A 24,083-nucleotide genomic window follows, 5' to 3' on the forward strand; every position below is an offset into this window, starting at 1 on the left:
GGCCCCGTGTAGGCTGTTCAACGTGCCGCGGGGTGGAGCAGTTCGGTAGCTCGCTGGGCTCATAACCCAGAGGTCGTAGGTTCAAATCCTGCCCCCGCAACCAAGCGTCACAGAGAAGGCCCCGGTCCAGTCGGACCGGGGCCTTCTTCGTGCGCCGACCGTCGCGCTGGCTGTCGCGCTGGCCGTCGCGCCGGGGCCGAGTCTCGGCTGGGCGGACACTTTCGCGCGCTCGTGGCGCGAGCAACGTCCGCGGGGCCGAGTCTCGGGCCGCCCGGTACGCTCGGCGGATGGGCACCCTCACCGTCGCCGCGGCGCAGTTCGCGCCCGTGGACGACCCCGCCGCGAACCTGGAGACCGTCCGGACCGCTGCCGTCGACGCGGCCGCCCGGGGGGCCGACCTGCTCGTCACGCCGGAGTACACCTCGTACTTCACCGCCGACATCGACGACCGGTTCGTGGCCGCCGCACAACCCCTGGACGGCCCGTTCGTCACCGGCCTGCAGACCATCGCCCGCGAGGTCGGCATCGCCCTCGTCGTCGGCATCGCCGAGTGCGCCGACACCCCGGGCCGCTTCCGGAACACCCTCGTCGCGGTCCTGCCCGACGGATCGATCGCCGAGACGTACCGGAAGGTGCACCTCTACGACGCCTTCGGCTCGAAGGAGTCGGACCGCATCGAGTCCGGTGACCCCGAGCAGCTGCCCGTGTTCTCGCTCGGGGGCGTCCGCGTCGGCCTCGAGACCTGCTACGACCTGCGCTTCCCCGAGGTCACACGCCGACTCGTCGCGCCCGAACACGGGGCGGCGGACGTCGTGGTCCTGCCCGCCGAGTGGGTGCGGGGTCCCGGCAAGGAGCACCACTGGCGGACCCTGCTCACCGCTCGCGCGATCGAGAACACCGTTTGGGTGGTGGGCGTCGGCCAGACGCCGCCGATCGGCATCGGAGGCTCGCTCGTGCTCGACCCCTCCGGCGTCGCGGTCGCCGCTGCCGGGGCCGTCCCGGGGATGCTCGTCGCGGAGGTCGACACCGCTGTGACCGAGGCCGTCCGCCGGACGAACCCGTCGCTCGCGCTCCGCCGCTACGAGGTCACGCCCCGCGCCTGACCCGGCGCGCGGTCAGCTGCTCGCGCGCCGCCTGCACGCGGCGCGCCTACGCACACGCCGACGCCGAACGGGCGAACCACGTCCGCCTGGAGGCGCGGGCGAGCCAGATTCCGCCCTCTCGCCTCGTCCGGGCAGTGCGCCCGACCCGAGTGGGCGCAATCCGTCCCGTTGGAGGCGCGGACGGGCCAGATTCCGCCCGCTCGACGACGGCACGCGACGCGCTCCCGCCGAACGGGCGAAAGCGGGTTGCCTGGAGGCACGGGCTGGCCAGATTTCGCCCGCTCGGCTCGCTTAGGCGGTGCATCCGACCCGAGTGGGCGAAATCCGTCCGACTGGAGGCGCGGATGGGCCACCTTTCGCCCGCTCGATGTGCCCGTGACGCGCTCCCGCCGAACGGGCGAAACCGGGTTGCCTGGAGGCGCGGGTGGGCCAGATCTCGCCCGCTCGCTTCGCCCATGCGGTGCGCCCGACCCGAGTGGGCGAAATACGTACCGCTGGAGGGGAGGGCGGGCAGTATTTCGCCCGCTCGACGCCGGCACGGGACGCGCTCACGCTGAGCGGGCTATTTGCGTCCGGCTGAGGGCTCGGGTGGGCCGTGTTTCGCCCGCTCGAAGCGCGCCTCAGGCGGACGCCCGGCCCCGAGCGGGCGGAATGCGCCCGGCCCGAGCGGTGCGGCGGGTGGTGGCGCCGGCGGGTCAGCCGCGCCGAGCGAGACCGGCGAGTCGAGCTGCGGCGTCCTCGAGCACCGAGCGGCGCTTGCAGAAGGCGAACCGCACGAGGGTCCGGTAGTCGGCCGCGTGGTCGGGACGGACGAACGCCGAGACCGGCACCCCGACGACGCCGGCGAGCTCGGGGAGTCGCAGGCAGAACGACCGGGCGTCGTCGTACCCGAGCGGCGCGACGTCCGCGATGACGAAGTACCCGCCGTCGGGACGCATCACCTCGAAGCCCGCGGCGGCCAGCCCACCCGCGAGCAGGTCGTGCTTGGCGGACAGCTCGGCGGCGATGCCCGTGAAGACCCGGTCGGGGAGCCGGAGGCCGGCTGCCACCGCGGGCTGGAACGGAGCCCCGTTCACGAACGTGAGGAACTGCTTCACGCTGGTGATCGCGTCGACGAGCGCTGGGGGAGCCGTGAGCCAGCCGATCTTCCAACCGGTGGTGCTGAAGGTCTTCCCAGCGCTCGAGATCGTCACGGTCCGCTCGGCGGCACCGGGCAGGGTGGCGATCGGGACGTGCGGCACGTCGAAGGTCAGGTGCTCGTAGACCTCGTCGGTGACGATCACCGCGTCGTGGTGCGTCGCGAGTTCGACGATCGTCGTCAGGACCTCGGTCGGCAGCACGCGGCCGGTGGGGTTGTGGGGCGTGTTCACGAGCACGGCGCGGGTGCGGTCGGAGAACGCGGCGCGGAGGGCAGTCTCGCCCGGCAGGAAGTCGGGAGCAGACAGCGGCACGGTGACGTGCGTCCCGCCGGCGAGCCCGATGAGCGCACCGTACGCGTCGTAGAACGGCTCGAACGTGATGACCTCGTCGCCCGGCTCGACGAGCGCCAGGAGCGTCGCGGCGAGGGCCTCGGTGGCGCCGGCGGTGACGAGTACCTGGCGGTCGGGGTCGACGTCGAGGTCGTACCAACGGGCCTGGTGCTCGCTGATCGCGGCCCGCAGGTCTGGGGTCCCTCGTCCCGGCGGGTACTGGTTGACGCCGTCGCGGATGGCTGCGACCGCTGCCTCGAGGACCTCGGCCGGGCCGTCCTCGTCCGGGAACCCCTGCCCGAGGTTCAGTGCGCCCGTCGCGGCCGCGAGTGCGCTCATCTCGGCGAACACCGTCGGCGCGGGGACGCCGTCCGGTCCGAGGAGCATCGCTCCCTCGGCGGCTCGCAACCAGGGTCCTGCGTGGCGCATGTGGTTCCCTCCGGGATGTCGATCGCGCTCGCGGCGCTGAACGGACCCCAACCTAGCGGCCGAGTCGAGCGCACCCCGGGAAGGGTCGCACAGCCCACGCATAAGATCGCCATAGGTCGCTTCCAGCGTCACCAGGAGCACCGCTCAGGTGCGTGCGACAGACTGCACGAGCTTGAAAGGAGCACGTCCAGCATGACCGACACCACGCCCAACGGGCAGGGCGACGACATCCGTCCGGACGACGCGGCCGCCAAGGCCGCATCCGAGGACGCTTCGCCGAACGACTCCGAGCACCTCCACGACGCGGACCACACCGACGCGGACCACACCGACGTGATCGCGTCCGCGAACGACCACCCGACCGATCGGTACACGGCGCTGTACCCGACGCTGTCCGACCACGCGTCGGAGCCGGGCCGGGCCGACCAGTCCGGCCAGCAGGGTCAGGCCGACCAGACGAGCCAGTACGGGCAGGCCTCGGGCGGCTACGGCGCGCACGGGACGCCCTACGGCACCGAGCCGACGCAGCAGCCGCAGTACGGCCAGTCCCAGACGAGCCAGTACGGCCAACAGGACCAGTACGGACAGCAGCAGTACGGCCAGCACGGTCAGTACGGCCAGCAGTCGCAGTACGGCCAGCAGAGCCAGTACGGCCAACAGGACCAGTACGGACAGCAGCAGCACGGCCAGTACGGCCAGCAGTCGCAGTACGGCCAGCAGAACCAGTACGGCCAGCAGTCGCAGTACGGCCAGCAGCCCCGCTACGGCGAGTACGCCCAGCCCACCTCGGCTCCCGCCTCGGCCTCCGAGTACGCCACCGCATCGGCCCAGGCTCCGGCCTCCGCCACGAGCGCGTTCGGCGACGTCGACGGCTCGAACCAGCGGAACGGCCACTACTTCGAGAGCGGAGCAGCCGGCGCCGCCGGCGTCCCGGGTGCGGCACCCGCCAGCCGTCGCACGGGCACCGGCCGAGGCCGCCTCGCCCTCCCGATCATCGCCGGCGTCGTCATCGCCGGTCTCGTGGGCGGCGGTGCCGGATGGCTCGCCGGATCGAGCCAGGGCGGGGGGACCGTCGTCGGGTCGTCCACCAGCCAGGGCGGCGGCAACCTCACCGTCAACGACTACAACAACGCGACGGTCGTCACCGCGGTGGCCGCGCAGGCGACCCCGTCGGTGGTCACGATCAACGTCTCGTCGAGCAGTGAAGCGGGCACCGGATCGGGCGTCGTGTTCAGCAAGGACGGCTACATCGTCACGAACACCCACGTGGTGACGCTCGACGGTGACAGCTCGAACGGCACGATCACGGTCACCACCTCGGACGGCAAGATCTACCCGGCGAAGCTCGTCGGCACCGACCCGACGGTCGACCTGGCGGTCATCAAGATCGACGCGACCGACCTGAAGCCGATCACGTTCGCGGACTCCGGCGACCTCAACGTCGGCGACACGGCCGTGGCGATCGGTGCTCCGCTCGGACTGTCGAACACCGTCACGGACGGCATCGTCTCGACCCTGAGCCGGAGCATCCAGGTCACCTCGAGCGCCCCCACCGAGGGCGGCGACTCGAACGAGGGCGGGAACGGCTCGAGCGGCGGTCCCTTCGACTTCTGGGGCAACGGCGGCAACGGCAGCAACTCCTCGACGAACAGCACGGTCTCGCTGCCCGTCATCCAGACCGACGCGTCGATCAACCCGGGCAACTCCGGTGGCGCGCTGCTGGACTCCAAGGGCAAGCTCATCGGCATCAACGTGGCCATCGCGAGCGCGGGCAGCTCGTCCGACTCGTCGTCGAGCCAGTCCGGCAGCATCGGCGTCGGCTTCTCGATCCCGTCGAACCTCGTCAAGCGCGTGGCGAACGAGATCAAGGACAACGGCTCCGCGACGCACGGGCTGCTCGGCGCGACCGTCGGCGACGCCGCCGAGGACGCGAACGCCACGCAGATGGGCGGCCTCATCAAGTCGGTGTCGTCCGGCGGTGCAGCGGCGAAGGCCGGTCTGCAGAAGGGCGACGTGGTCACGAAGATCGGGTCGGCGACGGTCTCCGACGCAACCGACCTGACGGCGCAGGTCCGTTACTTCGCGGGCGGTGCGAAGACGACGATCACCTTCATCCGCAACGGCCAGACGCGTGAGGCGGACGTCACCCTCGGGACCTACAAGGGCTGACGCGACCAGCAACGGACGGGAGGCGGGGGGGGGGCGCGCGCCCCCCCCGCGCGCTCGCCGGCCGCCGGCCCCCGCCCCGGGCCCGGCCGGGGCCGCCCCCCCCCCCCCCCCCCCCCCCCCCCCGCCCCTCTGCCGGTCGCCCCGACGACCCGCGGCGACTTGATAGGCTCAGGGTCGCTCTTGCGGGGCGGCACCGTCCGCGGTGCGTCCCGTGCACCCAGGTGAGGACCCCGAGGTACCGATGCAGACAGACGGACAGCCCCTGCCGGGCGTCTCGTACGTGATGCCCGTCCTCAACGAGGTCACCGAGGTCCGGGCAGCCGTCCAGAGTCTGCTGGAGCAGGACTACTCCGGTCCGTTCGAGGTCATCCTCGCCCTCGGCCCGTCGATCGACGGCACGAACGAACTCGTCGCCGAGATGAGCGCCGCCGACCCTCGGATCCGCGCGATCGAGAACCCGGCCGGCTCGACGCCCGCCGGCCTCAACGTGGCGATCCGTGCATCGGTGCACCCGGTCGTCGTCCGCGTGGACGCCCACTCGGTCCTCCCCACGGACTACACGCGCATCGCGGTGCGGGTGCTGCAGGAATCGGGTGCCGACAACGTCGGCGGCATCATGCGCGCCGAGGGACGGACCCCCTTCGAACGCGCCGTCGCGCTCGCCTACGGCAGCCGCGTCGGCCTCGGCGGGACGCCGCACCACGTCGGCGGACGGGCCGGTCCGGCCGAGACCGCGTACCTCGGTGTGTTCCGCCGCGACCGCCTGTTCGAGGTCGGGCTGTTCGACGAGGGCATCAAGCGCGGGCAGGACTGGGAACTCAACCGGCGACTGCGGCAGACCGGCGGCACCGTCTGGTTCACGCCCGAGCTCGTCGTCACCTACCGCCCGCGGCCCAGCCTGAAGCGCCTGGTCCGGCAGTTCGTCGCCACCGGGCTGTGGCGCGGCGAACTCGCACGCCGATTCCCCGCCAACAACGGCCTGCGCTACTTCGTCCCGCCGGCCATGGTCGCGGCGATGGCACTCGGCATCGTCGCCGGGGTCGTCGGGATCATCGGCGCCGCGCTCGGCACCGGTGCGGCATGGGCGCTGCTCGGCTTCGTCGTCCCGGCGGTCTACCTCGTCTTCGTCGTCCTGGGGGCCGTCGCGGTCGCCCGGCGGTCGGGGCTCCCGACGCTCCTCTGGCTCGTCGTGGTGCTGCCGTGCATCCACGTCGGGTGGGGACTCGGCTTCATCATCGGCTTCCTGACCCGGACGTCCGAACTGACCACGCACACGGGACGGTGACCTGACCTCTTGACCGACGACACGACCGGCCGCGGGAACGCCCGCCCCTCCTCGATCGCCGAACTCCGCGCCGTCGCCCAACCGGACGAGGTGCGCTCGCGGGCGAACGCCGAGCACTGGACGGCCTCGCTGTACCTGCGGGACGTCTCGCCGTACCTGACGTGGGTGCTCCTGAAGACACGGGTGAGCGCGAACCAGGTGACCGGTCTGATGATCCTGGTCGGGTGGAGCGTCGCCGCGGCGCTGCTCATCCCGGGGATCTGGGGCGCGGCGCTCGCCCTCGTGCTCGGCCAGCTCCAGATGCTCGTCGACTGCTCGGACGGCGAGGTCGCAAGGTGGCGGGGGACCCGTTCGCCCGCAGGCGTGTTCCTCGACAAGGTCGGGCACTACACGACCGAGGGACTCATCCCCATCGCGCTCGGCGTCCGGGCCGCCACGTGGCCGATCCACGGTGCGGACTGGATGTGGACGACGATCGGCTGCGCACTGGGCCTCGTGATCGTCCTGAACAAGGCGCTCAACGACATGGTGCACGTCGCACGCGCGAACGCCGGGCTCGAGAAGCTCGTCGACCGCCGTGACGCCGGCACCGTGCCGTCCGGCCGACGGCTCGCGACGCTGCGCCGGGCCGCACGGTTCCTGCCGTTCCACCGCCTGTACCACTCGGTCGAACTGAGCATCCTCGCGTTCGTCTTCGCGCTGCTCGGGCTCGTGATCGGTCATCCGCTGGCCGACCGGATCCTCGTGGGCGCGCTGCTGCCGCTCGCGGTGCTGGCGACCTTCGGGCACTTCCTCGCGATCATCTCGTCGAAGCGGGTCCGGGCGTGACCCCTGGGACGCTCCGTCGCCACGCCGTGCCGCACCGTGACCGGCCCCGCGTCGCCGTCGTGAGCCTGTCGCAGGGCACCCGACCCGACGAGCTGCGTCGTGGTCTCGAGAGCGTGCTCGCGCAGCAGGACGTGGAGCTCGACGTGGTCTGCGTCGGCAACGGATGGGAGCCCACCGGCCTGCCCGAGGGCGTCCGGACACTGGCGCTGCCCGAGAACGTCGGCATCCCCGCCGGACGGAACGCCGGCGCCGACGTGGTCGACGGCGACTACGTGTTCTTCCTCGACGACGACGCCTCGGTGCCGTCCGAGACCTTCCTGCGTGACGCGATCGCCCTGTTCGAGCGCGACCCGTCGCTCGGGCTCGTCCAACCCCGGGTCGTCGACCCCACCGGCGCCGCGAACCCGACCCGGTGGATCCCCCGCATCCGCAAGGGGGAGCCCGACCACTCGTCGCCGGTGTTCTCGGTGTGGGAGGGCGCGGTCATCCTGCCGATGGACGTGTACCGCGCGACCGGGGGATGGGGCGCGGCGTACTTCTACGCGCACGAGGGCATCGAGCTCGCCTGGCGGGTGTGGGACGCCGGCCGACGGACCTGGTACGCCGGGGACCTCGTCGCACACCACCCCGCGATCGACCCGGCACGGCACACCGAGTACTACCGGCTGAACGCCCGGAACCGGGTCTGGCTCGCGCGGCGCAACCTGCCGGCGGTGCTCCGGCCGCTGTACGTCGGGTCCTGGGCGGCGATCCAGGTCGCCCGGTGGTGGCGGCACCCGCGACGGCTGGCGACCTGGTTCGCTGGCGTCCGCGAAGGATGGCGCACCGACTGCGGCCCGGTGCACGTGATGGGGTGGCTCACGATCGGCCGGATGACGCTCGCCGGTCGCCCGCCCGTCGTCTGACCCACCCGCCCCGAACCGTCCCCGGACCCCGGAAGAGAGACCATGCCGATCATCAGCGACGCGCGCACGGCCCTGCGGCTCGCCGAACGCCTGCTCAAGTCCCGTCGCAGCCGCCGCGAACTGGCACGGCGTCTGCCGTCCGTCCCGGAACCCGCGCGGGGGAGCGTGGAGATCGCCGTCTACTTCGCGGACGGCCCGGTGAACATGTACCAGGTGCGGCAGTGGTACGCGCCCCTGGCCGAGCTCGCGGCGACGCACCCCGTGGCGATCATCGCGCGGAGCCCCGGCACCATGCTCGCCCTGCTCGACGAGTCGCCGGTGCCGGTGGTGTACGCCAGGCAGGTCGTGGACCTCGAGCGGTTCGTCGACGAGCAGGCACCGAAGATCGTCTTCTACGTCAACCAGAACGCCCGCAACTTCCAGATGATGCGGTACGGGCGCATGTGGCACGTGTTCGTGAACCACGGCGAGAGCGACAAGATGTACATGACGACGAACCAGTTCAAGGCGTACGACTACGCCCTGATCGCCGGTGACGCCGCTCGTGAACGCCTGTCGGACGCGCTCTGGGACTACGACCTGGACACCCGCACGATCGCGATCGGTCGCCCGCAGGCCGACCACTTCGCCGGTGCCGCACCGTACCCGGCCGACGGTCGGACGGTCGTGCTGTACGCGCCGACCTGGGAGGGCGACCGGGCCGCTGCCGCCTACGGCTCGATCGCGAGCCACGGCACCACGATCGCCGAGCGGGTGCTCGCGTCGCCGGCGCACCGGCTGGTCTACCGCCCGCACCCCCGCAGCGGCGTCAGCGACCCCGCGTACAAGGCCGCACACGAACGGATCGTCGCGGGCATCGCGAGCGCGAACGCCGCCGACCCGAGCGCGCACCACGTGTACGACGACGGACCCGGCCTCGGCTGGCAGCTCGCCGGTGCCGACGTGGCGATCACGGACATCAGCGCGATGATCTACGACCGGCTCGCCGTCGGGAAGCCGCTCATCGTGACCCGGCCGGTCTCGCCCGAGGCGGACGTCGACGAACGCGGGTACCTCGGGGACGCCAACTGGCTGACCGCGACGGACGCGCACGACGTGGTCGCACGGGTGGACGCCGCGGTCAGCGACGCCGCCGAGCTCGCGAAGCTGCGCCACTGGGTGGAGCGGTACTTCGGGGACACCACGCCGGGTGCGGCGACCCGGCGTCTGCACGACGCCGTGGAGCGTCTGCTCGCCCGCTGGCACGAGGTCGCGGCGGCTCGCGGCGAGGACTGACCGACTGGCCGGATCGGCCCATGGGGGCGCGGCGCGGCGCGGGGCGTCACGCCGCACGGGCGTCACCCACCAGGCACATCCGCCAGACGTACTCGGAGCGGTCCGGACGACGCCAGCGGACGATCACGACGCCGGTGTCCTCGGGGTCGGCGCCGAAGACGGCCATCGAGAGGGACCGGCCGGGCTCGAGCCGGTGCACGGCCAGGGGCGGCGAGTAGCCGTTGCCGAGGTGGGTCAGGGTGATGCCGTCGACGGGTTCGTCCCCGACGTTCAGCAGGTCGTAGCGGTGGGGCGCTCGGGAACGGTCGATCGAGAACGGGACGGCGTACGCCGGTGTCGGGTGGTGCATGCCGTCACCGTAGGGTGAGGGTCTGACGTCGGGTGGCCGGTTCGGCGTGGGGGAGCGATCGTTGTGGAGAGCGGTGCGGGGGACCCTGGTTGTGGACGGGTGAGGTCGTCAGACGGTGTAGTCGGCCGAGTACCGCTGCAACGCTTCCTCGATCGTGCCGTCGAACTGCAGGCGGCCCTTGTCGAGGTAGAGCCCGCGATCGCAGAAGCGGCGCAGGTCCTTGTCGCTGTGCGAGACGAAGAACAGCGTGCGACCACCGGCGAGGAGCTCCTCGATCCGCTTGTAGCACTTCTCGCGGAACCCCTTGTCACCGACCGCCAGCACCTCGTCGACCAGGATCACCGGTTCGTCGAGCCGCGAGATGACCGCGAACGCGATGCGTACCTTCATGCCGCTGGAGAGGTGCTTGTACGGGGTGTCCACGAAGTCGCCGATCTCGGCGAACTCGATGATCTCGTCGAAGGCGTCACGGATCTCGGCCCGGGACATGCCGTGCAGGCCGGCGGTGAGGTAGACGTTGTCGCGCACCGAGAGGTCCCCGACGAAGCCGCCGGTGATCTCGATCAGCGGTGCCACGCCGGCACCGACCTGGACCCGACCCTCGTCGGGGAGCATGACCTGCGCGACCAGCTTCAGCAGCGTCGACTTCCCCTGCCCGTTGCGCCCGACGACCCCGATCGCCTCGCCCGGACGGACGTCGAACGACACGCCCCGGAGCGCCCAGAACTCGTCCGCTCGCTTGCGGCGGTTGCTGCCGGCGAACAGGTCCTTGAAGCTGCGGCTCGCCCGACGGTTGCGCTTGAACCGGATGCCGGCGTCACGCACGGAGATCACGGGGGCGACCGCCTGGCTGCGGGTGGTCTGCTGGGTGGCGGTCATCACAGCTCCTTCAGGACGCGGTGCTCGCTGCGGCGGAACACGACGAGCCCGATCGCGAGGACGACGACGGTGACCACGGCGGAGACGGCGATCTCGAACCAGTTGAGCTGGGACGGGAAGAACGCGGACCGGTAGATGCCGAAGATGCCGCTCAGCGGGTTGAACGCGGCGATGTCGTGCAGTCGATCGGGCAGCGCCGTCGTGCTGTAGATGATCGGTGACGCGTAGAAGAAGAACCGCAGGATGAGCTTCACGGCGCGTTCGAGGTCGCGGAAGAAGACCACGAGCGGCGCCACGATCAGGCCGATGCCGTACACCAGCGCGGCCTGCAGCACGATCGCGAGCGGGTAGAGCGCGACCTGCCAGTGCAGGTGGGCCCCGGTGGCGATCGCGAAGACGGCGAGCACGGGCAGGCTCAGCAGGAACTCGATGCCCTTCGAGGCGTTCACCCGGGCCACCCAGATGCTCCGCGGGATGGTCGTCGAGCGGATGAGCTTCGTCTCGCTCACGAAGGCGCGGGTGGAGTCGGACACCGCGCCGGTGAACCACATCCACGGCAGCAGGGCCGACAGCAGGAACACGATGTACGGCTCTTCGCCCACCTTGCCCCGGTGGAACACCTGGGTGAAGACGAACCAGTAGATCGCCGACATCACGAGCGGGTCGAGGATCGACCAGAGGTAGCCGAGCGCCGAGGTCGAGTACCGGACCCGGAGGTCACGTGCCGTCAACAACCACAGGGCATGGCGATAGCGCCGAGCCGCGCTCCGGGACGCCATCGGTGTGGCGGTCGGGGTCGCGGTCGGCGCGCTCGCTGTGGTCACGGTATCCCTTCGGGCGGAACCGCCGAGGGGGTCCTGACGCTGGTTCAGGCGAACAGGTTGTTCGCGCGCTCGAGGTCCTCGGCGAAGTCGATCTCGACGGCGTAGAGGTCGGAGATGTCGATCGGGCTCCAGAGTAGCCCGTCCTCGGCGATGGCCGCCTCGATGCCGCCCTCGAAGTACTCCTGGTCGTCGACGCGGCCGAGCTGGCGGATGAGCGCCTGCTTGTCGGACGAGGACACGTAGTTGATGCCGACGGCCTCGCCGAGCCCGCCCACGACCTGCTTCGACAGCTTGTGGATGAAGCCCTCGGCGTCGACCGTGTACTTGACCTCTTCGTCGGAGACCTTGTCGGTGTTGACGCTGACGAACGAGCGGTCCTCGTCGATCATGTCGGCGGCACGGACGAGCGCACGGGGGTCGAAGACGACGTCACCGTTCATCCACAGCACGCCGCCCTTGCCCGTGGCCTTGAGCGCACGGAGCAGGCTCTTCGAGGTGTTGGTGGAGTCGTACGACTCGTTGTAGACGAAGTTCGCCTCGGGGAACGCCTCGACGATGTACTCCGACTTGTAGCCGACGACGATCGTGACGCGAGCGCTCGAGCCGAACGCGGCGCGGATGTTGTCGAACTGCTGCTGCATGATGGTGCGGCCGTCGCTCAGTTCGGTCAGCGGCTTCGGCAGGCTGCGCCCGAGGCGGCTGCCCATCCCTGCTGCGAGGATGACGATCTGCGTGGTCATGCTGGTCCCTTCTGGTGTCCGCCCGCGCGCCCTGGGGCACGGGCGGGCCTCGTCGAGTCTGCCCCCGCAAGGTTCGATCTGCCCGGGAGGACCGCCGTCTCTGCGCGCATTCGCAGGGAGGGATCGTCACGGGGAGGCCGGCCGGGACAGGTTTCCAAGTGGTGAACACTTCGTCGTGCCTCGGTGAATGATACGGAACGACCCGCCGACGGGGTACAGCTCCGGGCGCTTCGTGCTCAATTCGTGACCCGGCACCGGGGATTCGGGACAGCGCGCCCCGGGCGTCCCCCGCAGCCGGGTGAGCGTTGGTACGGTGGGGCGGTGGCCGCAGCAGCAGGGGAAGACGACGACGTGTACGCCACGTCGGACGCCGCCTGGCTGACCGAGGAAGCGGAAGCGGACGCCGCCGACGCGGACGACACCGCCGACGCGGACGACACCGCCGACGCGGACGACACCGCCGACGCGGACGACACCGCTGACCCGGACGACGCGGCCACCGAGGACGACGACGCCACCGCGACGGACGACGTCGCGGACGACGACATGGGGGACGGGGATGCGCACGACGCCTCCGCTGAGGACGCGATGACCGACGACACGACGGCCACCGACACGACGGAGACGGACGGGGACCGGGTCGCCGCGCAGGCGGTCGCCCCGACGACCACGAGCCGCCCTGCCAAGGCGCGCGGCGGCAAGGGACGCGCCACCCGCCCGACGCAGGCGGCGGGGAAGACCGGCACCGTGCCTCCCGGCCGCGCGACCGACGGCACCGCCGCGACGGACGGGACCACCGCGACGGACGCACCCGCGACGGACGCACCCGCGACGGACGCACCCGCGGACGCGCCGGCGACGGCCGCATCCGCGACCGACGGCGCGACCGCGACGGACACGCCGACGACGGGCGCGTCCGCGACCGGCACCAAGCCCGCCAAGAAGCGCCCGAGCGGGACCAAGCGCCCCGCTCCCACGACCAAGCAGCCCCAGCAGCCCGTCGTCCTCCGCGCCTCCGGGCTCGTGAAGCGGTACGGGCAGACGCTCGCCGTCGACGAGGTCGACCTCGAGATCCGCCAGGGCTCGATCTTCGGCGTCGTCGGCCCGAACGGCGCCGGCAAGACGACCACGCTGTCGATGGTCACCGGACTCCTGCGTCCCGACGCGGGCAGCGTGACGGTGCTCGACCACGACGTCTGGGCCGACCCGACCGCCGCCAAGCGCGACCTCGGCGTCCTGCCGGACCGCCTGCGGCTGTTCGACCGGCTGACCGGCGCGCAGCTCCTCTACTACTCGGCGACCCTCCGCGGGCTCGACGGCGCGACCGCGCGGAAGCGCAGCAGCGACCTGGCCGAGGCCTTCGGTCTCGGCGAGGCGCTCGGCCGACAGGTCGCCGACTACTCGGTCGGCATGGCGAAGAAGATCGCCCTCGCCGCCACGCTCATCCACTCGCCCCGGGTCCTGGTGCTCGACGAGCCGTTCGAGTCCGTCGACCCGGTGAGCGCCGCGACCATCACCGAGATCCTCCGTCGCTACACGCGCGGGGGCGGCACGGTGGTGCTCTCCAGCCACTCGATGGAGCTCGTCCAGCGGACGTGCGACTCGGTCGCCATCATCGTCGGCGGCAAGGTCCTCGCGTCCGGCACGATGGCGCAGGTCCGCGGGCGCAAGAGCCTCGAGGACAAGTTCGTCGAACTCGCGGGCGGCCGCGTCGTGGCAGAGAGCATGGAATGGTTGCACAGCTTCTCCGGCTGAGGGCGGACCTGCTCGCGGGCTCGGTCCGCGGCAGCGCGCGACGCTCCGTCCTGGTCGTGCTCGGCAGTCTCGCCGGCCTCGTCGCCGCGGTGCTCGTCGCGATCGAGATCGCGGGGCTCCGTGACGCCGCGCCCGAGGTCGCACGTTCCGTGGTCGTCCCGGTCGGCGCCCTCATCGCCTTCGCGTTCACCGTCGTCCCGATCGTCGTCGGACGTGGCGACCAGTTCGACCCGAGGCGGTTCACCGTCTTCGGCATCGACCGTCGCGAGCTGGCCGTCGGGCTCGGGGTCGCCGGGCTCATCGGCGTGCCGGTGGTCTCGGTCGCGATCGTCGCGGTCGCGCAGTCGGTCACGTGGATGCGGGGCGGCGCCGTGGGCGTCCTCGGTGTCGTCGCGGCCCTGCTCGCGATCGTCACCTGCGCCCTGCTCATCCGCGTCGGCAGCGCGGTCGGGGCGTCCCTGATCGGTGCGCACCGCTCCCGCGACGCCGGCTGGTTCGTCGCCCTGGTCATCGTCGTCCTGGCGCTCCCGGCCGTGTCACTCCTGCTGCGGGTCGACTGGCTCGACCCGACCGGCGCCGAGACGCAGCGGGTCGCCGACGTCGCCGGGTGGACGCCGTGGGGCGCCGCGTGGGCGGTCCCGGCCGACGTCGCGAGCGGACGCGTGGGCGAGGGGATCGTCAAGCTCCTCATCGCGGTCGTCGTCGTCGCACTGCTCGGACTCGCCTGGTGGGCGCTGGTGGGACGGGCGCTCGAGACGGTCGACGGCCGGGCTCGGACCCGTCGCTACCGGGGACTCGGCTGGTTCGACACGCTCGGCTCCACGCCCGTCGGCGCGGTCGCGGCCAGGGCGCTCACCTACTGGGGCCGGGACCCGCGCTACCGCGCGTCGTACCTGATCATCGTCTTCGTCCCGATCGTCGTCATCCCGCTCGGGGTGGCCGGCGTGCCGTGGCACTGGACCGCGCTCGTGCCGCTGCCGCTGATGGCGCTCATCGCCGGGTTCCTGCCGCACAACGACGTCTCCTACGACAACACGGCGGTGTGGCTGCACGTCGCCTCGGGGGCACCCGGGTGGAGCGACCGGCTCGGTCGCCTCGTGCCCGTGCTGGCCGTCGGCATCCCCGCGCTCGTCGCGGGCTCGTGGGTCTCGGCGTGGCTGTTCGGCGACTGGACGGCGTTCCCGCTGCTGATCGGCGTGAGTGCGAGTGCGCTCCTGTCCGGCCTCGGACTGTCGAGCGTCGTGTCGGTCGTGCTGCCGTACCCGACGGTCCGTCCCGGTGACCACCCCTTCCAGCAGCCCCAGGCCGCCGGGGTGCTCGCCTCGGTCGCGCAGTCGTCGATGGTGCTCGGGATCCTGGTCTGCTCGGTCCCCGCAGCGTGGCTCGCGGTGCTCGCGTTCGTCGACGGCCCGGAGCCGTGGGGGATGGCCACCCTGGTCGTCGGGGTCCTGGTCGGCGTGGTCGTCCTCGCGGCCGGCGTCGCGATCGGTGGCCGGCTCTTCGACCGCCACGGACCGGACCTGCTCGCCGCGGCGCAGCGCAACTGAGCCGGGTCGCGTCCCGGAGGTGACCGCCTGACGGTCTGGAGGCGCGGGTCGGCCCCGCACCGCGCCTCCAGTTCGTCACGGGTCACCCGGGTCGTCCGCCCGCCGCCGTCGCGGCGCACGCGTGGTCGTCGTACCCTGGAGCCATGAGCATGACGGAACCCGGTGGCGGCCTCGACGTGATGGACCGTGAGCTCGAGAAGCTCCTCGAGGAAGAGGCGATCGAGCCCGGCGACCACGAGCGCTTCTCGCACTACGTCAAGAAGGACAAGATCCTGCAGTCGGCCCTGACCGGCAAGCCCGTCAAGGCCCTGTGCGGGAAGAAGTGGATCCCCGGTCGCGACCCCGAGAAGTTCCCGGTCTGCCCCGACTGCAAGGCGATCTACGAGAAGATGAAGGCAGAGTGACGCCGACGCTCAGATGACGAGCGTGGGGATGGCCGGGTCGCCCCGGCCGATGCGTGACGCGTCGGCGGGCAGCTCGGCCTTCGCCATCTTGTGGTGCGCGCGGGCCGCCTCGACGCCCTGCACGCCGAGGAACGCCGGGTCCACCTCGCCGTTGGTCACCACGGGGACGAGCAGCGGGCGCTCGTCCGGGCCGACCTGCCCCGAGGTGAGCACGACCTCGGCGGTGGCGATGCCGTTCCGGAGCCGGCGACCGGCCTGCTTGCGGCCGCCGACCGTGGCCTTCTCGGCCGACTTCTTCGCGACCGGGACCCAGTCGCCTCCGGTTCCGCCCTCGCTCGCGTCGCGGTGGCTCGCATCGCGGTGGCTCGCGTCGCGGTGTGCGACGAGCTTGAACACCATGCCCGCGGCCGGGTGCCCCGAGCCGGACACCACCGAGGTCCCGACGCCGTAGGAGTCCACCGGGGCCGCGCGGAGTGCCGCGATCGTGTACTCGTCGAGGTCGTTCGTGACGGTGATCTTCGTCTCGGTCGCGCCGAGCCGGTCGAGCTGCGCACGGACCGAGGCCACGACGGACGGCAGGTCGCCGCTGTCGATGCGGACCGCTCCGAGCTTGCCGTCGGTGAGCCGGACCGCGGTGTCGACCGCGGCCTCGATGTCGTACGTGTCGACGAGGAGCGTCGTGCCGGTCCCGAGGGCGTCGATCTGCGAGCGGAAGGCGTCCTCCTCGGTGTCGTGCAGGAGCGTGAACGCGTGCGCCGCGGTGCCCATCGTCGGGATGCCCCAGGTGCGCCCGGCCTCGAGGTTGCTCGTCGCCCCGAAGCCCGCGATGTACGCGGCCCGGGCGGCGGCGACCGCGTTCCACTCACCCGTGCGGCGCGATCCCATCTCGGCGAGCGGGCGTCCGTCGGCCGCCGAGACCATGCGCGCCGCCGCACTCGCGATCGCGCTGTCCGCGTTGAAGATGCTGAGTGCGAGGGTCTCGAGCACCACCGCCTCGGCGAAGGTGCCCTCGATCTGCAGGACGGGGGAGTTCGGGAAGAACACCTCACCCTCACGGTAGGCGCGGATGTCGCCCGTGAACCGGTAGCCGGCGAGGTACGCGGCCGTCCCGGCGTCGATGACTCCGCGGTCGCGCAGGAAGGCGATCTCCTCGTCGCCGAACCGGAAGTCGGTCAGCGCGGTGAGGAACCGGCCGAGGCCCGCGGCGACCCCGTAGCGACGTCCGTCGGGCAGTCGGCGCGCGAAGACCTCGAACACGCAGCGGCGGTCGGCCGTGCCGTCCTTGAGGGCTGCGTCGACCATGGTGAGTTCGTACTGGTCCGTCAGGAGCGCGCTGGTCACCTCTCCGACACTAGTGTCGCGCGGCCTCCGAGGTGCGGTCCGAGCGGCGGCGCCCCCGGCCGCCGGGGCGGGTGCGGCGGCGCGAGCGGGCGCGCGACCGGGCGCGCGAGCGGGCGAATTGTGTCCCGCTCGGGTGCCGAGCGGTGCGGATTCCGCCCGCTCGCAGGGCGGCCGGCGGGTGTGGCGGCGCGAGCGGGCGAATTGTGTCCCGCTCGGGTGCCGAGCGGTGCGGATTCCGCCCGCTCGCGGGGTGGCCGGGTGCGGGGGTGGAGGTGACGGCCTGGAGGCGCAGCTCGGCCTGGCGGGGGTAGGTCGCGCCTCCAGGCGGTCCGGAAGGTGCTGCGGGGCGAGCGGGCAGAGTGTGTCCCGCTCAGGTGCCGAGCGGTGCGGATTCCGCCCGCTCGCGGGGGACCGGCGGGTGCTGCGGGGCGAGCGGGCGGAGTGTGTCCCGCTCGGGCGCCGAGCGGTGCGGATTCCGCCCGCTCGCGGGGGACCGGCGGGTGCAGCGGGGCGAGCGGGCGGAGTGTGTCCCGCTCGGGTGCCGAGCGGTGCGCGTTCCGCCCGCTCGCGGAGCGGACGGGAAGGGCGGGGCCGCGCGTCGGTACGCTGGTGTCGTGACGGATGCACCGATCGGAGTCTTCGACAGCGGGGTCGGCGGGCTCACGGTGGCCCGCGCCATCATCGACCAGCTGCCGCGCGAGAGCATCCGGTACGTGGGCGACACCGTGCACTCGCCGTACGGTCCAAAGCCGATCGCGGACGTCCGCCGCTACGCGCTCGAGGTGATGGACGACCTCGTCGAGCAGGGGGTGAAGGCGCTCGTGATCGCATGCAACACCGCGTCCTCCGCCGTGCTCCGGGATGCCCGCGAACGGTACGAGCAGGCGTACGGCATCCCCGTCGTCGAGGTCATCCAGCCCGCCGCACGCGCCGCCGTGAAGCAGACCCGCACCGGACGCATCGGTGTGATCGGCACGGTCGGCACCATCGCCTCGCGCTCCTACGAGGACGCCTTCGCGGTCGCCTCGGACATCACGCTCAGCCTCGCCGCCTGCCCGCGGTTCGTCGAGTTCGTCGAGGCCGGGGACACCTCCTCCCCGGCACTCCGCGAGGTCGCAGCGGGCTACCTCGCACCGATCCGGGCTGCAGACGTCGACACGCTCGTGCTCGGCTGCACCCACTACCCGCTCATGTCCGCCGCGATCCAGTACGTGATGGGTCCGGACGTGACGCTCGTCTCCAGCGCCGAGGAGACCGCCAACGACGTGTACCGCCGACTCGTCGAACACGGACTCGAACGCACCACCACCGAGCCGCCGACCTACTCGTTCGAGGCGACCGGCGACGACAAGAACGGCTTCATCCGGCTCGCCCGACGCTTCCTCGGCCCCGAGGTCTCCAGCGTCGGCCACCTCCAGACCGGGGCCATCACGCTGCCCCGCATCGAAAGGACCCCATGACCGACACGCTCCGCATCGACGGCCGCACCGCGACCGACCACCGTCCCGTCACGATCGAGCGGGGGTGGAGCACGCAGGCCGAGGGCAGCGCGCTCATCTCCTTCGGCAACACCAAGGTGCTCTGCACCGCGTCCTTCACGAACGGCGTCCCGCGCTGGCTCGCCGGAAAGGGCACCGGCTGGGTCACCGCCGAGTACTCGATGCTGCCCCGCTCGACGAACGAGCGCATGCAGCGCGAGTCGATCAAGGGCAAGGTCGGCGGTCGCACGCACGAGATCTCGCGTCTCATCGGACGCTCCCTGCGTGCCGTCGTCGACACCAAGGGCCTCGGCGAGAACACCCTCGTCATCGACTGCGACGTGCTGCAGGCCGATGGCGGTACCCGCACGGCGTCGATCACCGGCGCGTACGTCGCCATGGTCGACGCGATCGAGTGGGGCCGCGAGCGCGGCTTCGTCGGGAAGAAGGCGACCCCGCTGCTCGACAGCGTGCAGGCCATCTCCGTCGGGATCGTCAAGGGCGAGCCGATGCTCGACCTCGCGTACACCGAGGACTCCGCCGCCGACACCGACATGAACATCGTCACCTCCGGGTCGGGGAAGTTCATCGAGGTGCAGGGCACGGCCGAGCACGCGCCGTTCGACCGCGACGAGCTCAACACGCTGCTCGACCTCGGGCTCGCCGGCAACCAGTCCCTCGCGGCCGTCCAGCGCGAGGTGCTCGGACTGTGACCGGGACCGTCGTCCTCGCGACGCACAACCAGGGCAAGGTCGTCGAACTGCGCGAGATCCTCGGCTCGGCGTTGGGCGAAGGTGTCGAGCTCATCGGCTACGACGGCCCGGAGCCGGTCGAGGACGGCGACACCTACGCCGCCAACGCCCTCATCAAGGCACGCGCAGCGGTCGCGCACACGGGCCTCCCGGCGCTCGCCGACGACTCCGGCATCGCCGTGGACGCGCTCGGCGGTGCGCCCGGCATCCACTCGGCGCGCTACGCCGGCACCCGGGTCGATGCGGACAACATCGCGCTGCTGCTGCGGAACCTCGAGGGCGTGCTGGAGCGGACCGCGGCCTTCGTCTGCGCGGCGGCGTTCGTCACGCCCGAGGGCGAGGAGCACGTGGTCGAGGCGGTGTGGAACGGCGAGGTGCTGACCGAGCCGACCGGGACCGGCGGGCACGGGTACGACCCGGTGTTCCGGTCCGACGACTCCGACCGGTCGTCGGCGGAGCTCACGCGCGAGGAGAAGAACGCGCTCTCGCACCGCAGCAAGGCGTTCCGCGGGATCGCGCCCGTGGTGCGGGAACACTTCGGCGTCTGACGGGCACTCGCGTCGGCGACGGCGCACAACCAACGGCACCCGGAACTACGTCGCGACGTGGTTCCGGGTGTCTTTGGTTGCGCGAAGCGCCCGCGCGACCGCGCGGCGAAAGCGACGGGGCCGACGCCGGACCGGGCCGGGCGTCGAGCGGGTAGAACACGCCGTATGCGCGCCGGCGAGCGGGCGGAACGTGTCGACTGGACGCGCCGAGGGTGACGTATTTCGCCCGCTCGGCGGCGAAGCGGTGACCCGGCGGCTGCGGCGACGGGGCCGACGCCGGACCGGGCCGGGCGTCGAGCGGGTAGAACACGCCGTATGCGCGCCGGCGAGCGGGCGGAACGTGTCGACTGGACGCGCCGAGGGTGACGTACTTCGCCCGCTCGGCGGCGAAGCGGCGACCCGGCGGCGCGGCGGCGAAGCGACGAAGCGGACGGACAGGAGGCGCGGGGCCCCCCCCCACCGCGCCTCCTGTCCGGCAGGACGGGACCGTCAGCGCTGCGGTTCGGTCCCCGCCTCGGCCGCGGCCTCGTCGCGCTTGGCCTTGCGTGCGTTCCGCACGTACGTCAGCGCCATCGGCACCACCGTCACGACGACGGCCGCGAGCAGGATGATGTCGATGTACTCGCGGACGATGTGCGCGACGAACGGGATGTGCCCGATGAAGTACCCGAGGAACGTCACGCCGACGCCCCAGATGACGGCGCCGATCGCGTTGTACAGCGAGTACTTCTTGTAGTTCATCCGGCCGACACCGGCGGCGATCGGCAGGAAGGTCCGCACGACCGGGACGAAGCGGGCGAGGATCACGGCGAGCGGTCCGAAGCGGTGGAAGAACGCGTTCGTGCGGTCGACGTTGGCCTTCGAGAAGAGCCCGCTCTCCTTGCGCTCGAAGATCGGGGGGCCGGCCTTCTTGCCGATGTAGTAGCCGAGCTCGCCGCCGAGGAACGCCGAGGCAGCGATCATCAGCGCCGCGACCCAGACCGGGATGCCGCCGATCTCGCCGCCGCGGTCGAAGGCGAAGAGGCCGGTGATCACGAGGAGGCTGTCGCCCGGGAAGATGAAGCCGACCAGCAGCCCGGTCTCGGCGAAGATGATGGCGCACACCACGAACACGGCGATGGCCCCGAAGTTGTCGAGGATGTACTGCGGATCCAGCCAGGGGATCAGGGCGAGTGCGACGGAGTGCATGGTTCTTCCGGTCGTGGAGGCGGGGCACGGGGAGTCGTCCCGCAGGACGAGGGTACCGTCCGCGGATGACGGCAACGTCCCTCGGTGGTATGAGATGCGTGAGGACGCAACCTCTGGTGCGGAAGGAGGGACTCGAACCCTCACGCCAGGGGCACAGGAACCTAAATCCTGCGTGTCTACCGATTCCACCACTCCCGCGAGCAGCGGCAGTCTACCGAGGGCGACCGGCATGCCGGGAGCGAGCCGTGCCTCCTGGACCCGCCGGCGGACGCCGGAGCGTCAGCGCAGCGTGCGGGGGAGGTACCGCGGCACGTACCGCAGCAGGATGCCGGCACCCACGAGGCCGAGGACGCCCATCACCCCGCTCGCGACGGCGATCGACGCGACGGCGGTGACGCCGGAGATGAGGAGCGGCGCAGCGGCCTGCCCGAAGTCCCCGGTGAACCGCCAGGCGCCGAGGAAGGGTGCCGGGTGGTCCCGGGGCGCGAGGTCCGCGCCGAGCGTCATGAGGATGCCGGACCCGACGCCGTTCGCGAGCGACATCCCCATCGCGATCGCGACGAACCACCCGACTCGGGCGTCGAGGTGTCCGGACCAGGCGAGCAGGAAGTAGCTGATGCTCAGGCCGACCATGCAGGGCAGGGCGCTCGCGAGCCGTCCCCACCGGTCCATGATCTGCCCGCTCGTGTAGAACAGCGCGAAGTCGACGGCGCCGGCGATGCCGATGACGAGGGCCGCGGTGGAGTCGTCGAGCCCGACGCTGACCGCCCAGAGCGGCAGGATGACCTGGCGGCCGGCGCGGAGCGCGCCGATCAGGCCGGCGCCGCTGCCGAGTCGGAGGAGGACGGCCCGGTTCGCGCGGATGGTGCGGAAGAGGCCGTGCGCCTCCTCCTGGACGAACTGCGCCCCGGTGTCGGTCGGCGGCTCGGTCGCGGCCGGTCGGCCGGTCGTGTCGGCGGTGGTCGCGACGGTCCCGTCGCTCGCGTCGTCCGTCGCGGGCCGGGAGGCGCGGCTCGGCCTCCGGAAGCCGCGTGCGCCCGTCGCCGGGTCGCGCAGGACGACGAGCGTCAGCGCCGCCAGCAGGCAGCAGACGATGTGGATCCAGAACGCGCTCTGCGTGGTGCCCGTCAGGTGCACGACACCGGCGGCGATGAACGGGCCGACGAAGTACCCGAAGCGGAACACCCCGCCGAGGCTCGACAGCGCCCGGGCCCGGATGTGCAGCGGGATCGCGGTGGTCATGTACGCGTGCCGGGCGAGCGCGAAGACCGCGGTGGAGACACCGACGAGGAACACCCCGAGGGCGAGGACCCACGGGTTCGGCGCGATCGTGCAGACCAGGAGGCCGACGACGGACACCACGGCGGCGCCGATCATTGCGTTGCGCTCACCGATCCGGGCGACGACGACGCCGGACGGGACGTCGCCGATGAGCTCGCCGACGAGGATCAGGGCCGCGACGAAGCCCGCGAACGCGAGGCTCGCGCCGAGGGAGTCCGCGGCGATCGGGATGATCGGGATGATCGCGCCCTCGCCGATCGCGAAGAGCGCGGCGGGCAGGAACCCGGACAGCAGGACCGACCGGAAGTCGAAGGCAGGGGTCTCGGAGGTCATCGCTCGTGCAACGGTACGCCCGCGGTACCGCTTCGGCGGCGGGTTACCCTGGAGGCATGCGAGTTCTGGCGGCGATGAGCGGTGGGGTCGACTCGGCGGTGGCCGCGGCACGGGCCGTCGACGCCGGGCACGACGTGGTCGGCGTGCACCTCGCGCTGAGTCGCATGCCCGGGACCCTCCGCACCGGCAGCCGCGGGTGCTGCACGATCGAGGACTCGATGGACGCCCAGCGCGCCGCGTCCGCGCTCGGCATCCCGTACTACGTGTGGGACTTCTCGGCCCGGTTCAAGGAGGACGTCGTCGACGACTTCGTGGCCGAGTACCAGGCCGGTCGCACGCCGAACCCCTGCATGCGGTGCAACGAGCGGATCAAGTTCGCGGCGCTGCTCGAGAAGGCGCTCGCCCTCGGGTTCGACGCCGTCTGCACCGGGCACTACGCCTCGATCGTCACGGGGCCGGACGGGTCGCGCGAGCTGCACCGTTCGGCGGCGTGGGCGAAGGACCAGTCGTACGTCCTCGGCGTCCTCACTGCGGAGCAGCTCCAGCACGCGATGTTCCCGCTCGGCGCGACGCCCTCGAAGGACGAGGTCCGAGCCGAGGCAGCAGCGCGAGGCCTCACCGTGGCGCAGAAGCCCGACTCCTACGACATCTGCTTCATCCCCGACGGCGACACCCGCGGCTGGCTGGCGGACCGCGTCGGCACCGCGCCGGGCGACGTCGTCGAGCGCGACGGCACGGTCGTCGGCGCGCACGAGGGTGCGACCGGCTACACCGTCGGACAGCGTCGGGGCCTGCACCTCGGACGGCCAGCACCGGACGGCAAGCCCCGGTTCGTGCTCGAGATCCGCCCGAAGGAGAACACCGTCGTGGTCGGCCCGAAGGAGGCGCTCGACGTGACCTCGATGTCCGGGTCGCGCTTCACCTGGGCGGGCACGGCACCGGCCGACCCCGCCGTGCCGTTCGCGTGCGACGTGCAGATCCGGGCGCACGCCGACCCGGTGCCGGCCACCGCACGGGTCACCGACGGCCAGCTGGTCATCGACGTCGACGAGCCGCTCTCGGGCGTCGCGCCGGGGCAGACCGCGGTGGTCTACGTCGGCACGCGGGTGCTCGGACAGTGCACGATCGACGCCACGGTCTCGGCGGTCCCGGCCACCGTCTGAGCGCTCGACGCTCCCGGCCGACCGGTCGCTGCGCGTCC

The 24,083-nt window shown here is 72.0% G+C and carries 21 protein-coding genes and 2 tRNA genes; 14 read left to right on the forward strand and 9 right to left on the reverse strand.

All coding sequences use genetic code 11. The features are described from left to right. Positions 1–26 precede the first annotated feature (26 nt). Both ACNQOV_RS07720 and ACNQOV_RS07725 read left to right on the forward strand, forming a co-directional pair. Positions 27–103 (forward strand) — tRNA-Met (locus ACNQOV_RS07720). A gap of 184 nt (positions 104–287) precedes the next feature. Then, positions 288–1,103 (forward strand): carbon-nitrogen hydrolase family protein, encoded by an 816-nt coding sequence (locus tag ACNQOV_RS07725; RefSeq protein ID WP_416394035.1) that lies wholly within the window; start codon positions 288–290, stop codon positions 1,101–1,103. A 695-nt stretch (positions 1,104–1,798) separates the two neighbouring features. On the opposite strand, the gene ACNQOV_RS07730 is transcribed toward ACNQOV_RS07725, so the two are convergent. Next, entirely contained in the window at positions 1,799–3,001 is a 1,203-nt protein-coding gene (locus ACNQOV_RS07730; protein WP_416394036.1) for an aminotransferase class I/II-fold pyridoxal phosphate-dependent enzyme, read from the reverse strand. A 192-nt stretch (positions 3,002–3,193) separates the two neighbouring features. On the opposite strand from ACNQOV_RS07730, the gene ACNQOV_RS07735 reads away from it, so the two are divergent. From ACNQOV_RS07735 to ACNQOV_RS07755, 5 genes are all read left to right on the forward strand, one after another. Next, positions 3,194–5,170 (forward strand): S1C family serine protease, encoded by a 1,977-nt coding sequence (locus ACNQOV_RS07735; RefSeq protein WP_416394037.1) that lies wholly within the window; start codon positions 3,194–3,196, stop codon positions 5,168–5,170. A gap of 241 nt (positions 5,171–5,411) precedes the next feature. Next, positions 5,412–6,455 (forward strand): glycosyltransferase family 2 protein, encoded by a 1,044-nt coding sequence (locus tag ACNQOV_RS07740; protein WP_416394038.1) that lies wholly within the window; start codon positions 5,412–5,414, stop codon positions 6,453–6,455. A gap of 9 nt (positions 6,456–6,464) precedes the next feature. Further along, entirely contained in the window at positions 6,465–7,283 is an 819-nt protein-coding gene (locus ACNQOV_RS07745) for a CDP-alcohol phosphatidyltransferase family protein (RefSeq protein WP_416394039.1), read from the forward strand. Beyond that, positions 7,280–8,188 (forward strand): glycosyltransferase family 2 protein, encoded by a 909-nt coding sequence (locus ACNQOV_RS07750; protein ID WP_022907225.1) that lies wholly within the window; start codon positions 7,280–7,282, stop codon positions 8,186–8,188. The genes ACNQOV_RS07745 and ACNQOV_RS07750 overlap by 4 nt, the downstream gene beginning before the upstream one ends. A 42-nt stretch (positions 8,189–8,230) precedes the next feature. Beyond that, entirely contained in the window at positions 8,231–9,463 is a 1,233-nt protein-coding gene (locus ACNQOV_RS07755; protein ID WP_022907224.1) for a CDP-glycerol glycerophosphotransferase family protein, read from the forward strand. 46 nt (positions 9,464–9,509) lie between these two features. Here the strand turns inward: ACNQOV_RS07755 and ACNQOV_RS07760 are convergent, their stop codons facing one another. The 4 genes from ACNQOV_RS07760 to ACNQOV_RS07775 form a co-directional block, all read right to left on the reverse strand. After that, positions 9,510–9,812 (reverse strand): hypothetical protein, encoded by a 303-nt coding sequence (locus tag ACNQOV_RS07760; protein ID WP_022907223.1) that lies wholly within the window; start codon positions 9,810–9,812, stop codon positions 9,510–9,512. Between the two features lie 108 nt (positions 9,813–9,920). Continuing rightward, the gene (locus ACNQOV_RS07765; protein WP_022907222.1) at positions 9,921–10,691 is read right to left on the reverse strand and encodes an ABC transporter ATP-binding protein; all 771 of its coding nucleotides are present in this window, start codon (positions 10,689–10,691) and stop codon (positions 9,921–9,923) included. Next, positions 10,691–11,470, reverse strand: coding sequence for an ABC transporter permease (locus ACNQOV_RS07770; protein WP_416394051.1), 780 nt, complete (start codon positions 11,468–11,470; stop codon positions 10,691–10,693). The genes ACNQOV_RS07765 and ACNQOV_RS07770 overlap by 1 nt, the downstream gene beginning before the upstream one ends. Positions 11,471–11,559: 89 nt before the next feature. Further along, positions 11,560–12,255: an NTP transferase domain-containing protein gene (locus ACNQOV_RS07775; RefSeq protein ID WP_022907220.1), complete on the reverse strand. Its 696-nt coding sequence runs from the start codon at positions 12,253–12,255 to the stop codon at positions 11,560–11,562. A 321-nt stretch (positions 12,256–12,576) separates the two neighbouring features. Between ACNQOV_RS07775 and ACNQOV_RS07780 the strand changes: the two genes are divergently transcribed. From ACNQOV_RS07780 to ACNQOV_RS07790, 3 genes are all read left to right on the forward strand, one after another. Then, positions 12,577–14,010 carry an ABC transporter ATP-binding protein gene (locus tag ACNQOV_RS07780; RefSeq protein ID WP_416394042.1) on the forward strand — a complete coding sequence of 478 codons (1,434 nt, stop codon included), beginning with the start codon at positions 12,577–12,579 and terminating at the stop codon, positions 14,008–14,010. Further along, positions 13,986–15,557 carry an ABC transporter permease gene (locus ACNQOV_RS07785; RefSeq protein WP_416394044.1) on the forward strand — a complete coding sequence of 524 codons (1,572 nt, stop codon included), beginning with the start codon at positions 13,986–13,988 and terminating at the stop codon, positions 15,555–15,557. The genes ACNQOV_RS07780 and ACNQOV_RS07785 overlap by 25 nt, the downstream gene beginning before the upstream one ends. 143 nt (positions 15,558–15,700) lie before the next feature. Next, a complete protein-coding gene (locus tag ACNQOV_RS07790) occupies positions 15,701–15,961 on the forward strand; it encodes a DUF3039 domain-containing protein (RefSeq protein WP_092384164.1) in 261 nt (86 codons plus the stop codon). A 9-nt stretch (positions 15,962–15,970) separates the two neighbouring features. Here ACNQOV_RS07790 and ACNQOV_RS07795 read toward each other — a convergent pair whose 3' ends face one another. Continuing rightward, entirely contained in the window at positions 15,971–17,302 is a 1,332-nt protein-coding gene (locus ACNQOV_RS07795) for a nicotinate phosphoribosyltransferase (protein ID WP_416394045.1), read from the reverse strand. 614 nt (positions 17,303–17,916) lie between these two features. On the opposite strand from ACNQOV_RS07795, the gene murI reads away from it, so the two are divergent. From murI to rdgB, 3 genes are read left to right on the forward strand one after another with little or no spacing between them, the layout of a single operon-like run. Further along, entirely contained in the window at positions 17,917–18,762 is an 846-nt protein-coding gene (murI, locus tag ACNQOV_RS07800; RefSeq protein ID WP_022907368.1) for a glutamate racemase, read from the forward strand. After that, positions 18,759–19,493 (forward strand): ribonuclease PH, encoded by a 735-nt coding sequence (gene rph / locus ACNQOV_RS07805; RefSeq protein ID WP_416394046.1) that lies wholly within the window; start codon positions 18,759–18,761, stop codon positions 19,491–19,493. Before murI ends, rph begins: the two co-directional genes overlap by 4 nt. Continuing rightward, positions 19,490–20,080, forward strand: coding sequence for an RdgB/HAM1 family non-canonical purine NTP pyrophosphatase (gene rdgB, locus ACNQOV_RS07810; protein WP_022907366.1), 591 nt, complete (start codon positions 19,490–19,492; stop codon positions 20,078–20,080). Before rph ends, rdgB begins: the two co-directional genes overlap by 4 nt. Before the next feature lie 489 nt (positions 20,081–20,569). On the opposite strand, the gene ACNQOV_RS07815 is transcribed toward rdgB, so the two are convergent. The 3 genes from ACNQOV_RS07815 to ACNQOV_RS07825 all read right to left on the reverse strand — a co-directional run bounded on the left by ACNQOV_RS07815 (position 20,570) and on the right by ACNQOV_RS07825 (position 22,882). Then, entirely contained in the window at positions 20,570–21,268 is a 699-nt protein-coding gene (locus ACNQOV_RS07815) for a DedA family protein (RefSeq protein WP_402264389.1), read from the reverse strand. A gap of 114 nt (positions 21,269–21,382) precedes the next feature. Beyond that, a tRNA-Leu gene (locus ACNQOV_RS07820) sits at positions 21,383–21,466 on the reverse strand. A gap of 81 nt (positions 21,467–21,547) precedes the next feature. Further along, complete coding sequence (locus ACNQOV_RS07825) at positions 21,548–22,882, reverse strand: MFS transporter (RefSeq protein WP_022907364.1); 1,335 nt, start codon at positions 22,880–22,882, stop codon at positions 21,548–21,550. Positions 22,883–22,938: 56 nt separating this feature from the next. On the opposite strand from ACNQOV_RS07825, the gene mnmA reads away from it, so the two are divergent. Then, positions 22,939–24,045, forward strand: coding sequence for a tRNA 2-thiouridine(34) synthase MnmA (mnmA, locus tag ACNQOV_RS07830; protein WP_416394047.1), 1,107 nt, complete (start codon positions 22,939–22,941; stop codon positions 24,043–24,045). Positions 24,046–24,083: the final 38 nt, after the last annotated feature.

The organism is Curtobacterium sp. LFS084 (assembly GCF_047977705.1).
Lineage (GTDB): Bacteria > Actinomycetota > Actinomycetes > Actinomycetales > Microbacteriaceae > Curtobacterium.